Raw genomic sequence first — 12,216 nt, 5'->3', positions numbered from 1 at the left:
TATAGTTTATCAATAATTAAAATTTCATATCCCATTAACCGCCCTGAGCATAGCGATGGGCGGTTCCCACTCACCACTCACCATTCACTACTTACATCCCGCCGATTCAATCACCACCTGCCCGTCTATCAGTTCATACTCTGCGTCAATAGCGCCGCAGATCAGGTCGAGCTTGCGATAAAATGGTTCATTGGTGAGGTCAGCGGTTACGGTGCATTTCTTCAACAATTCGCTATCAAAAACAATATTGATCCCGAAGGCGCTACTGAGATCGCTGAATACTTTATCCAATGGGGCTTCGTCGTAAACCATCGATCTCTCAATGGTGGGTGGTGCGATCATCGCGGGGTTGCTTGACAATACCTTTTGGAATTTCTGGCCCGTTCTTTCATATACCAGTTGCTGGTTGGGCGTTAAAATGATCTCGCTCATTTTGGCAGAAGCCGTAGCTTCGGCCTGTGCATACACACTTACTTTACCGGTTCGTACTATAACCTGTATGGTCGTATCTTTTTCAAATGAACGTACAGTAAAACTCGTGCCCAGTACTTTGGTCACTATTTCATTGGCAAACACGCGGAACGGCCGGTGCGGGTCTTTGGTCACTTCAAAAAAAGCTTCTCCCAGCAAATAAACGTCGCGGGTGACGCCGGCCTTTGCTGTATCGCTCAACCCGAAAGTGTGTGCGTAGCTAACGCGGCTTTTGGCGGCGAGGGTTAGCCGGCTTCCATCGGGTAAAGTAAGCTCCAGCGGTTTGTTCGATGTATTGGTATGTTCTATCAGGTGTTTAGCCGCCACCATGGAATTATAGGCGAAGGGCTTCGCACTATTATTTCTCACAAAAAAATACCAGGCCCCGGTTGTGCATAACAGCAATACCGCTGCCGCATACCACCATTTATAGGAAATAACCAGGCCTTTACGAGGCGCTGCCTGCAGTTCCTGTTTTTGTGAAGAAATGGTATGCAATAGCCGGCTCACCTCCTGCTCTACTGCCTGTTCATCAATATTTGATTGCTCAAATTGTATCGATTCAACGATGCGCCGCGCCGCTGCAATCACCAGGTGCTTGTCGGGATGCTGTTGCAGCCAGGTGTTCCAGAACTGGTTATCTTCCTCACGCTGTTCATGCACCCAGCGGATAAAGTCTTCATCGATAACAAAATCGGAAATATCATAAAGCCGGAAATCCTTCATACTTCTCGGTTATACCAGTAAGTTCCCGTTACCGGGGAAATCTACTGGTGAAAATGGAGAAATTGTTAAAAAAATATAAGAAAGGAGCGGAAAAGTATCAGAAGAAGGCTGCACGCTTGTAGCTTCAAGCTGTAAGCTGTAAGCCGCAAGCAAATACAAATACAGCCTTCCCTTTCTCATTTCTTATTTTTCATTCTTCATTTCTCATTTGCTTACTCCCCCTTCAGGGGGCCGGGGGGAAAATCTCCGCCTGCCATAAATTGCGTAGCTTCTGAATGGTTTCGTGCAGCAGATTATACACCGATTGGCGGCTGAGGTTCATCAGTCCGGCTATTTGTGCATGATCGAGGTGTTGGTAAAATTTGAGGTAGATGAGCTCGTGTTGTCGTTTCGACAATTGCGACAATGTTTTCCGAAGGATGGTAGCCTGCTCTTCCGACATCTGCTTGTCAATGATCAATTTCTCCACAGAAAACTCCTGTAAAAAATCATAGGCGTCTTCCGCTTCCATGAAGCTGGTCTTGCTATTATGCTGGTGAAGTGATTTCAACACCTTGTTCTTTACGGCGCGCAGTAAATAATAACGGGGAGATAAAATAGCCGCGGCATTTTCTCTTCTTTGCCACAAACTAATGAACACCTCCTGAACACAATCTTTGACCAGGGCGTCGTCATTGGTGAACCGGGCCCCGTAGTTGTATAAGGCGGTATAATATTTTCTCATGATGGCAGCCAGGGCCTGCTCGTCGTTCTGTTGCAATCGTTGCAGCCACTGGGCTTCCAACTGTGTGTCATTTTTCAACATCAGCAGTAAGGAATAGGTTAAGAAACGCTGAATGCTTAACGCATAAGGCTTAACGCTAATGGCAAAAACAGCGCATCCGGTATTGGCTTTCCGCCTTCAGCGTTTTGCATTCTGCATTTCGCATTCCGCGTTAAGCATCCGTGCAATATTAAGGCTTCCGTATAATTCGATGCAAAAAAAATATTAGCACATAGTAATCGTATCACTTACATAAAAGGGAAATTAACTATATCAAATAAATTCCCTTTCCTTATTTTTATCGCAAATATTAATACGCACCATGGACGTACAAATTGAGGAAAGCTGGAAGACAGCATTAAAACCGGAATTTGCCAAATCCTACTTTCAAAATATCGTTACGTTTTTAAAGACCGAAAAAATGGCCGGAAAAACCATCTATCCGCCCGGCTCATTGATCTTTAATGCGTTTAATACTACGCCGTTCGACAATGTAAAAGTGGTGATCCTGGGCCAGGACCCGTATCACGGTGCCGGACAGGCGCACGGATTGTGTTTTTCTGTTTCAAATGGCGTGGTGCCGCCGCCTTCGCTGGTAAATATTTTTAAAGAATTGCAGAGCGATACGGGCGTTACAATCCCCGATCACGGTAATCTCACCAAATGGGCCGAACAGGGCGTATTGTTGCTCAATGCCTCTTTAACCGTTCGGGCTGCCGAGCCAATGAGCCATTCACAGATCGGCTGGGCCGAGTTCACCAATAACGTTATTAAAAGGATCTCTGAACAAAAAGAACATGTGGTGTTTATGCTGTGGGGAAAATTTGCGCAGGAAAAGCAGGTATTGATAGATGCTACCAAACACCTGGTGCTTAAAGCGGCGCATCCTTCGCCATTATCTGCCTATGCCGGTTTCTTCGGCTGCCGTCATTTTTCAAAAGCGAATGAGTATTTGGTTAAAAATGGTATTGATCCTATCAATTGGGCACTTTAGCATAATGTACTAATATGATAATGAAAAGCAGCTTTAAACCATAAGCCTTAGGCCATAAGCTTTAAGCCATAAGCTTTAAGCCATAAGCAAATACAAAAGCCATTAGTTTTCAGCTTGCAGCTTATAGCTTGCAGCAGTAAGTTGAAAACAGAAACCTGTATCTTGCAACCCATGAAGTTTATTAAGGAAATCATAGGTAGAATATGCGCCCTCTGGGCTGCCCTGTTATTTGTTGCAACCCTGCTCATTATTCTGATCCCGTTCCTGCTATTCAGCTACCCGGTGAGCGACCCTAAAAAAACAAAACGGTTTGCGGCCATTGCCCGCGTATGGATGGGCATTTATCTGCCGCTGATCGGTTGTCCGTTAATAGTGCGGGGCAGAAAGAACTTTGCGCCCGGTGAAACATACATCGTTGTTTGCAACCACAATTCGTTCATGGATGTGCCTATCTCCTACCCGGCCATTCCCGGCGGCAATAAAACAATTGCCAAAATTGAAATGGCCAAAATTCCCCTCTTTGGAATGATCTATAAAACCGGTTCTGTACTGGTAGATAGAAAAAGTGACGTCAGCCGTAAAGAGAGTTACCTGCAAATGCGCAGGGTACTGGATATGGGTTTGAATATGTGCCTCTATGCGGAAGGCACGCGTAACCTTACCGATCAACCGCTAAAATCTTTTCACGACGGCGCCTTTCGCCTGGCAATGGATAGCGGTAAGGCCATTGTTCCCAGTTTAATATTCAATACGAAAAAAGTATTACCGGCCAGCAAACCTTTTTTCCTGATGCCACATAAAATGGAAATGCATTTTCTGCCTCCCGTTCACGTTCAACCCGGCGATACCACGCAGGCGCTTAAAGAAAGAGTGTTTGAAATTATGTATGATTATTACACTAAAAATACACCCCCAAACCCCCTGAAGGGGGCTTAGTCTCGCGCACTTTCGAGTTGTTGACTAATAGCTAAATGAACATAGGGCACCCGTTAATGTGTGATGCCCTATGCTTTTCGCGCGCAAGCGCCTAATCATATGCGGTTCCTCCCCTTTAGGGGCGGGGGCTTATTGATAAAAATATCTCGTCCTATTGATCCTTAAGTCACGTAATATCCCCGACTTGGGACTGATGGTGAAATTAAACGTACGGTACAACCCTACCGGCGTTACATTGATGCTCAACTGCCAGCAATGCATTTCACGCGAAATATACATGGTAAAGGTTTGTATGGAAGAGGTCTTGATGTCATAGTACCCGTTCATCCCAAACTTCCATTTGGGTGTAAGGTTAAAATCTCCGTTCCAGCTCAGGTTCGAATAGGTAATTGTTTCCCACCCTGAATAATCGGGTTTAAAACCACGGCTAAAGCTCATTGAGTACGATAAGCTCAGCGACCAGGGAACATTAAAGTCGGCAAACTCGGCCGGGTTCTGCCGGGTATACGCCAATTGCGCCTGTTGTTCTTCGGGCGTTAAGATCCCTTCTTCCCGCAATGCTTCTTCTTTTTGCTGCGCTGCTTTTTTGTCTTTTACTTTCGTGCTTTGGAAAGAAGTGGAAATGGCGATGTTACCGTTGGTGATACGGCCCAGATTTTTCAGGGAGAACTTGTTCCCCTCCCACATGTATTTATCTATGCGATAACCAAACGTATCTACCTGGTAGGGGTCCATGGTAGCGCCGGCTGTGATATTGATCTTTTCGAACAAGGTGCTACGCACATATAAACTGAACGGCGCCAGCTTGAATGAGTCGGCAATAAAATTATAACTGCTGGTAAAGCCAAAACCATCGATCAACCTTATCTTTTTCAACCCGCCGTTGGCGGTATCTTTTTTCGAGCGCACCTTGGCTTCAATATTATTATCTATACCGAACCCAATACCACCAAACGTTCCTTCTGAAGGGGGGCCATAAATGCTTCCATCGAAATAAGAGAACCGCTGTGTATGGCCAAAGGAGTCTACCTGCTCGGTATAATAATGTTTGGCGCCCATATCGGGTTTATAGCTCACCGAAACGGTAGGTCTAATTACGTGGCGGATGGCTGCCACCGGGCTTTTCTTACCAAACTTATCGAACATGCCGAACAGAGCCGTGCTAAGTCCCAGGCTGAATGATACATCGTTGGCCCGGTACAATCCTTTGGAAACAGACGTGTCGAGCTTATTGGCAGCAGAATCCCACCGGCGGGTCAGGCGGCGCGAATACCATTTTTCCTGGTAGCTGATGCCGGGTGCAATTTGTATGGGGCCTAACTGCGGCAACGATAATTGAATAGGAACAGAATGCTGGGCGCCCCATTGCATGGTATCGAGCAGGTGGCTAAAGCTGAAATCCTGTTCCCTGAAATTTATCTGGTTGGCCACTGTACTGTTCAGGCCCACACCCAGTTTATGATACCATTTTGAAATACCGGTATAATCCTTCGGTTGTAATGGATATAATGTATTGACCGTAAACGACAAATTGGGCAGGCTCATCTGGATCTCCCGCGTTAAGTTATTCTGGCTATGGTTCGCCGTTGCGGTCAGGTTATATTTCGTGCCCCAGGTTTTGGAATAGGCTATGGATGAAGTGAGCGTATTCGAAAAATTGAGTGTAGGATTATTCGGTATAAGCGCATTGAATTTAGTGGATGAGATATTCACATTTGCCGAAAAAGAGGTTCCGGGCCGGGCGCGGCTGTCAACCGTATGGCTCCAGCTTATACTGTACGTTTTGGTATTATCGAATTCCTGTTTGGTGCCGCTGCTTAAGATGCGGGAATTCTGATACACCAGGTTCATGGTGCCATTGTACCGGTAGCGTTTGCGGTAAGTAGGCGTTAAGAACAGGGAATAACCGCCATAGGAATAAATATTGGATCGCAGGGTAACATCAAAATATTCGCTCAGCACCTTATAATATCCCAATCCTTCCAACCCTAACCCGAATTGTTCGCTTTGAGAAAACTGGGGCGGCAGGATCCCCGAATGGCGGCCCTGCGATAATGGGAAAAACCCAAAGGGAATATATACCGGTACCGGCACCCCTTCAAACTCGGGGTGAATGGGGCCCGAGATCGCCAGTTTCTGGCTTACCATTTTCATTTTATTGGCCCTGAAAGCGAAGTGCGGTGTATCGAGGTTACAGGTAGTGAACTGCGACCTGTAGGCAAAAAAGTCCCGCTCGTTTATCTTTTTCACCTTCTCCCCCTGCACATACATTTCACCCTGTTGGGTAATGGTATTCTCCGTGATCCCCTTCTGGTTCTTGAAATTGTACTTAATAATATCAGACCCCATTTTGCTGTCGGCCTGTATCATCACCGGTCGGCCAATTATATTACCTGCCGTATCTTTACGGTAGGTAGCGATTACCATCTGGGAGGCCTGGTCCATTTCGATACTGTCGGCCGAAAGGTCCATATCCTTGTACTTGATATTCCCTTTGCTGAACAATATGATCTTTTTCTCGGGCACAATCAGCACCATGCTGTCGGAAGCTTTGTAGGAAACCGGCGCATCCAGCGAATCCTGCGATACGGGGATATTAACTGTATCAGATTTGTTAATTAAGGTATCTTTCGATGGAATGGTATCTCTTTGCCTGAAAATGGAATCTGTTTTCCTGGGAATGGTATCTGAACCACGTACAGGTTTTGTTGTATCCTGTACAATTCCAGTTAATGAATTGATAAAAACAGGTGAAGAAAAATAATTCGCCCAAATATCAGACGTTAATAGCAAAAGCCATACAGATAAAATCAGGGCCGAACCATCTTTTAAATTATTTTTGCGTCCGTTTATCATATGCAGGTGGGGGCAAAAATAGGTATTAATGCATTAAGAATATGTGAAGATTACAGTCGCTAAATTCTTGAACAATAAATGAATAAAAAAAATCTATATCGCCTGATCAAATGCTTTTTTGTTGCAGGAATGTTCTTGTTTGCAGGTGTTGGCGCATGGGCGCAACAGAAACCCGTACTGAGCACAATTATTATTGACCCCGGCCATGGCGGGAAGGACCAGGGGGCGCGCGGCCAGATAACGACCGAAGCAGCCATTGCCCTTTCCATTTCCCTCAAGCTGGGAAAGGCCCTGGAAACTGAATTACCCGATAGCAAACTGATCTTTACCCGTACTACCGATGAACTGCCCGGGGGTACCAACACAATTCGTGAAGGTTTGGAGTATCGTGCCCATTTGGCCAACCAGAGTAAGGGCGATCTGTTCATCGCTATTCACTGTAATGCCAATGGCCGGCCTGCCGGCGGTTGGTATGCCAAACGGGTGATTGGCCATAAGAATCGCACCGTATATGTGGGTAAAGGGTCGAAAAGACGTAAAAAAACCATCAGGGAGCCGATCTATGAAAGTTACTGGGTAAAAAATACCCAACACGGTACCGAGACCTATATCTGGGCGGCTGACCGTACCGGTTTTAAAGGAGAAGCCATTCAGGAAACCGGTGAAAATGTAGAGGATAGCGCCAATATGCTTGACCTGAATTCGCCCGAAGCCATGATCCGCGCCCAGTTGTACGAAAAGAAATATTTTGGCAAGAGCCTGCTGCTGGCCACGTTTGTAGAAGATGAATTTGTGAAGGGAGGCCGGTTAAGTCACGGCGTTAAACAACGGAATGAAAAAGGGATATGGGTATTACAGGCCACCGGTATGCCCAGTATTCTGGTTGAAACCGGTTTCATTAGCCAAACCGAAGAAGAAGAATACCTCGTCAGCGAAAAAGGACAGGATGAAATAGTTGCCCAGATCGTTAATGCCATAAAACGATATAAAACCAGTCTTGAAGGCGGTGCATCGCCGGCCGTTCAACAGGCCAGTCCGGCCGCAACAGCCCCCGCGGCAGTCCCCGACAGCACGGGAAGTAATTAGATTTAGTTGCCAGTTACCGGTTACCAGTTGCCGGTTGCCAGTCCCCAGCCCCTGAAGGGGGAGAAAGGAAATGAGAAATGAAGAATGAAAAATAAGAAATGAGAAAGGGAAGGCAGAAGGCGAAAAACATAAAGCCCAAAGCTTAAAGCAAATGCAAAATTCAGTCTAAAGCTTAAAAGCAAAAGCTAAAAGCAATACAGCCCGCGGTTTTCCGCTTTCGGCTTTCGGCTTACAGCTTTTAGCTGTATTTGCTTGCAGCTTATAACTTGAAGCTTGCAGCTTTTCTTCCACGTTTTACGCAACTGGCACAACTTTTCCCAACGTTAGTCGGTGATTATCATATTAGTTTTCAATATTAACGAATTGATAAGCCAATTGCAGCACTATCTTTGCGTTATACCGGATATCGATTGAATTTTAAAATCCCGGAAACATGCTGCAAAAACTCATTTATTGCCTGTTAGGTACTGGCTTTTGCATGGTTGTTACTGCTTACAGAACAGCCCCTGCAATGCCAAACCCCATTAAGCCGGGTATCAAAACCATTATTATTGATGCCGGCCATGGCGGGCACGATCCGGGCGCTCACGGCGATTATTCAAACGAGAAAAGTGTTTGCCTGGCCATAGCATTGAAGCTTGGCAAAAAGCTGGAAGAAGAATTTCCGGATATCAAGATCTTCTATACCCGAACAAAAGACACCTACCCCGCCATTAAAGCCCGGGCCGATTTTGCCAATTCCCACAAAGGCGACCTGTTCATTTCCATTCACGCCAATGCTGCTCCCAAGATCAAACATTCTAAATTTATAGGCTATAAAACCCAGGTATATTATACCCGCAAAGGGAAAAAACGCATAAAGCATACCCGCCGGGTTAAAAAATACAAAGTATATTATACCGATAACCCATCCCGCGGCACTGAAACCTACATTTGGGCAGCCGACCGCAGCGATGAAAAAGGCGGCTTTGTAACGGAACGCATGGCCGAAGAAGTGAACGATTCTACCGAATACGCGCCGGATATCAATGATCCTGAATTTAAGGCCAAATCGCTGCTATGGACGAAACGCTATTTCACCAAAAGCCTGTTGCTGGCCAACCTGGTTCAGGAAGAAGTAGCCAAAGACGGCCGGTTGAACCGTGGGGTTAAGCAGCGTAACGAAAAAGGCATCTGGGTGTTACAGGCCACGGCTATGCCCAGTATTTTGGTAGAAACCGGGTACATTACCCATAGCGCCGATGAAGCCTACCTGAACAGCCAGAAAGGACAGAATGATATGGCGTCTGCCATTGTCAAAGCGGTTAAAAGGTACCGCGCCGCCAGCTCCGCACAACCCGTTTCGCAGAAACATGGGTTGCAGGGGGGAAAGTCGTGAATGGTGAAACCGGTTTCCCCTTGTCAACCCCGCCAAATTGTTAACTTATTAACCCCCGCAACATATCAACCTCCCTGTATTTCAATTTTTTATACTTTTGCTTCCAATTGGCCGTTTTATAAGGGCAACCTTTTGAAACAAAACCCGTTCAGATAAAACCTTCATGCAAGATTTTCACCGTGTTGTGAACAATTGTATGCACGGATTTGTCTGGCCATTGAAAACATCATAGCAAATTCAGATGAAAATTTCTAATGAAACTAAAGTAGGCGCGCTAACCGCTATTGCGATCACTGTGCTCATACTTGGCTTTAATTTTTTGAAAGGAAAAGGTCCCTCGGGCAAGGAAGTGTATGCCGTGTTTCCTAATGTTGAAAAATTAGTGGTTTCCAATCCCATTTTTATTAATGGCTTGCAGGTAGGTAAAGTAACCAACCTGCAGGAAAAAGATAAAAACATGAGCGGTATTGTGGTTACCCTTAGTTTAACCAAAGACATTAATATTCCCCGTAATTCAGTAGCTACCCTCAGCACTGAATTATTAAGCAATGCTGCTGTAAATATATTTTTAGGTAATGGCACCGACTTTGTAAAAGAAGGCGACACCCTGCGTACGGAGCGTTCACTGGCATTGACCGACAGATTGCAAAAATCAATTGACCCTGCGCTTAACAATGTTAACAAAACATTGCTTTCGCTCGATGAAGTAATACAAAAGCTGAATACCATACTCGATCCCAATACGCGCAATAATTTACAGGGTATCATTTCCAACCTGGCCGCTTCCAGCGCTTCGTTGCAGCAATTGCTCAATACCGAAACAGGTATGCTGGCCAAGTCAATGAATAACCTGCATACCATAACAGCAGATTTTGCACGTAATGGCCCAAAGATCGACAGCACTTTCAGCAACCTGCAAACAGCTACCGATAAATTGTCGAAAGCTAAAATTGCAGAAGCAGTTGAAAGTTTACAGCGTACGATGGCACGCCTGGAATCTGGCATCGCCAAGATCGATAGCAAAGAAGGGTCGCTGGGACTGCTGTTAAATGATCGCCAATTGTACGATGAAGTTCGACGCACCAATCGCAGTTTAACTATCTTGCTCGACGACTTGCGGCTAAATCCTAAACGCTATATTAATATATCCCTGTTTGGCCCAAAAGATAAGAAGGGACCGTTAAAAGCACCGCTTGATTCACTGAAATAACAAGGAAAGCTAAACAAATGATACGATATGTGTTTTTGTCGCTGATAGCGTTGTTATCTTTTGGCAAAGTACATTCCCAGGTAATTACCACCCGGCCCGGCGCAGATACTATGAAAGTAGTTACGCTTATCAATGCCGACCGGCTTAGCTATAACCATCCCGATTCAATGACCGACATGCAAACGCTGGCCGGTCATGTTAAACTAAAGCAAGACAATACCATCTTCATTTGCGACAGTGCCGTATTAAATAAGAAAACCCGGTTCCTCGAAGCATTTGGCAATGTGCATATCATCGATAATGATACGGTCAACATCCGGTCGCAGTACCTGCAGTATTTTGTAGATACCAAAATGGCCAATCTCAGGAACAATGTATCATTAACTGATAGCAAAAGCACCCTGTACACCAATGAGCTGCAATATGATCTTAACCTGAAGATCGGCGAATACCACAACGGCGGCAGGCTCGTTAACCAGCAATCGGTATTAACCAGTAAAGAGGGCACCTATTACGAAGAACTGAAAGATGTATACTTTAAAAAAGACGTAGACCTGAAGGACCCCAAATACACGTTGAAAACCGATTCGTTGTTGTACAATACGGCTTCCCAGATAGCCACCTTCATTGCACCCACTACCATCATCGACAGCGCCAAACGGGTTATCAATACCAGCGATGGGTTCTATGATACCCGCAATAGAAAAGCCTTTTTTGGAAAACGCCCGGTGTTGAACGACGGTGCGGTGAAAATTATCGCCAACTCCATTGAAAGCGATGACAGCACAGGCATCAGCAAACTCCGGGGCAATGCCGTATACATCGATACGGCCCAGGGCGTATCGGTGCTGGCCAATTTCATTGAAGCCAACCGCGAGGATGGTACTTTCAGGGCTACGCAGCACCCGCTTATGATCATAAAGCAGGACAAAGATTCGATATACATTACGGCCGATACCTTGTACTCGGGCCGCTTAAGCAAAATGCCGGGTTATAAAGACACCAGCAACCTGCAACGCGATACCACCAAACGCATAGCACCGGAACTTACATCAACCAATAAGCTGCCAGGCAACAAAAAAGGAGCGAAAACAACTACCGACACCAGTAAGGCGGCAAAGGCAACTACCGAAAATAAGAACGACAGTACCGACCGCTATTTCCAGGCCTGGTACCATGTGCGTATTTTCTCCGATTCCATGCAGGCAGTGTCGGACAGTCTTTTTTATTCGGGTAAAGATTCTATCTTTAAATTGTTCACCGACCCTGTTATGTGGGCCAGTAACAGCCAGATCACCGGCGATACTATTTATTTGTATACAAAAAATAAAAATCCCGAGCGGTTATATGTATTTGAGAACGGTTTTGCCGTTAACCTTAGCGATAAGGAGATGTATAACCAGATAAAAGGGAACCGCCTGAACGGGTATTTCAAGAACGGGGAAATTGAATATATGCGGGCGCAGGGCAATGCCGAAAGCGTCTACTACGTAAAAGACGACAAGAATTACCTGGTAGGTATCAATAACGCCACAAGCGACATTATTGACATGCGGTTCAAAAACAAGGAACTAAATAAGGTGGTCTTCATCAGTGAAGTAACAGGAACCATGTACCCGATAAAGCAGGCCACGGAACAAAACAAAATTCTCCGCAACTTTAAATGGCTCGAAGACAAACGGCCTAAAACAAAGTTTGAATTATTTGAAGACACAAAACCTGTAATAATAAAAGACGAGGAAGGCCAGCAGCAGGGGCAGAGTCAGGATCAGCACCAGTAAATTGTACCAACTATT

The 12,216-nt window shown here is 45.5% G+C and carries 9 protein-coding genes; 6 read left to right on the top strand and 3 right to left on the bottom strand.

The window, feature by feature from the left end; all coding sequences use genetic code 11:
• Positions 1-87 precede the first annotated feature (87 nt).
• Positions 88-1,197, bottom strand: a complete 1,110-nt coding sequence (locus FAM09_RS23020; RefSeq protein WP_136579513.1) for a FecR family protein — start codon at positions 1,195-1,197, stop codon at positions 88-90.
• A gap of 223 nt (positions 1,198-1,420) precedes the next feature.
• Positions 1,421-2,002: an RNA polymerase sigma factor gene (locus tag FAM09_RS23015; protein ID WP_136579512.1), complete on the bottom strand. Its 582-nt coding sequence runs from the start codon at positions 2,000-2,002 to the stop codon at positions 1,421-1,423.
• 280 nt (positions 2,003-2,282) lie between these two features.
• On the opposite strand from FAM09_RS23015, the gene ung reads away from it, so the two are divergent.
• On the top strand, positions 2,283-2,954 hold the full coding sequence (gene ung / locus FAM09_RS23010; RefSeq protein WP_136579511.1) for a uracil-DNA glycosylase: 672 nt from the start codon (positions 2,283-2,285) through the stop codon (positions 2,952-2,954).
• A 171-nt stretch (positions 2,955-3,125) separates the two neighbouring features.
• Entirely contained in the window at positions 3,126-3,890 is a 765-nt protein-coding gene (locus FAM09_RS23005; protein WP_136579510.1) for a lysophospholipid acyltransferase family protein, read from the top strand.
• Between the two features lie 129 nt (positions 3,891-4,019).
• Here the strand turns inward: FAM09_RS23005 and FAM09_RS23000 are convergent, their stop codons facing one another.
• Positions 4,020-6,746, bottom strand: coding sequence for a putative LPS assembly protein LptD (locus FAM09_RS23000; protein ID WP_136579509.1), 2,727 nt, complete (start codon positions 6,744-6,746; stop codon positions 4,020-4,022).
• 78 nt (positions 6,747-6,824) lie between these two features.
• Here FAM09_RS23000 and FAM09_RS22995 point away from each other — a divergent pair, with 78 nt between their 5' ends.
• The 4 genes from FAM09_RS22995 to FAM09_RS22980 all read left to right on the top strand — a co-directional run bounded on the left by FAM09_RS22995 (position 6,825) and on the right by FAM09_RS22980 (position 12,201).
• Complete coding sequence (locus FAM09_RS22995; protein WP_136579508.1) at positions 6,825-7,832, top strand: N-acetylmuramoyl-L-alanine amidase family protein; 1,008 nt, start codon at positions 6,825-6,827, stop codon at positions 7,830-7,832.
• Between the two features lie 433 nt (positions 7,833-8,265).
• Positions 8,266-9,210: an N-acetylmuramoyl-L-alanine amidase family protein gene (locus FAM09_RS22990; RefSeq protein WP_136579507.1), complete on the top strand. Its 945-nt coding sequence runs from the start codon at positions 8,266-8,268 to the stop codon at positions 9,208-9,210.
• Positions 9,211-9,451: 241 nt separating this feature from the next.
• A complete protein-coding gene (locus FAM09_RS22985) occupies positions 9,452-10,420 on the top strand; it encodes an MlaD family protein (protein WP_136579506.1) in 969 nt (322 codons plus the stop codon).
• A gap of 17 nt (positions 10,421-10,437) precedes the next feature.
• Positions 10,438-12,201: an OstA-like protein gene (locus FAM09_RS22980; protein WP_136579505.1), complete on the top strand. Its 1,764-nt coding sequence runs from the start codon at positions 10,438-10,440 to the stop codon at positions 12,199-12,201.
• Positions 12,202-12,216: the final 15 nt, after the last annotated feature.

Source organism: Niastella caeni, assembly GCF_004834005.1.
Lineage (GTDB): Bacteria > Bacteroidota > Bacteroidia > Chitinophagales > Chitinophagaceae > Niastella > Niastella caeni.
Note: the sequence above shows the minus strand (reverse complement) of the source record. Positions and strands in the feature narration are given on the sequence as shown.

Excerpts from the sequence above, each read along its gene's own strand:
- ung (WP_136579511.1), top strand. The coding sequence starts at position 2,283 with ATGGACGTACAAATTGAGGAAAGCTGGAAGACAGCATTAAAACCGGAA.
- FAM09_RS23020 (WP_136579513.1), bottom strand. The coding sequence starts at position 1,197 with ATGAAGGATTTCCGGCTTTATGATATTTCCGATTTTGTTATCGATGAA.
- FAM09_RS23015 (WP_136579512.1), bottom strand. The coding sequence starts at position 2,002 with ATGTTGAAAAATGACACACAGTTGGAAGCCCAGTGGCTGCAACGATTG.
- FAM09_RS23005 (WP_136579510.1), top strand. The coding sequence starts at position 3,126 with ATGAAGTTTATTAAGGAAATCATAGGTAGAATATGCGCCCTCTGGGCT.
- FAM09_RS22985 (WP_136579506.1), top strand. The coding sequence starts at position 9,452 with ATGAAAATTTCTAATGAAACTAAAGTAGGCGCGCTAACCGCTATTGCG.
- FAM09_RS22990 (WP_136579507.1), top strand. The coding sequence starts at position 8,266 with ATGCTGCAAAAACTCATTTATTGCCTGTTAGGTACTGGCTTTTGCATG.
- FAM09_RS22995 (WP_136579508.1), top strand. The coding sequence starts at position 6,825 with ATGAATAAAAAAAATCTATATCGCCTGATCAAATGCTTTTTTGTTGCA.
- FAM09_RS22980 (WP_136579505.1), top strand. The coding sequence starts at position 10,438 with ATGATACGATATGTGTTTTTGTCGCTGATAGCGTTGTTATCTTTTGGC.
- FAM09_RS23000 (WP_136579509.1), bottom strand. The coding sequence starts at position 6,746 with ATGATAAACGGACGCAAAAATAATTTAAAAGATGGTTCGGCCCTGATT.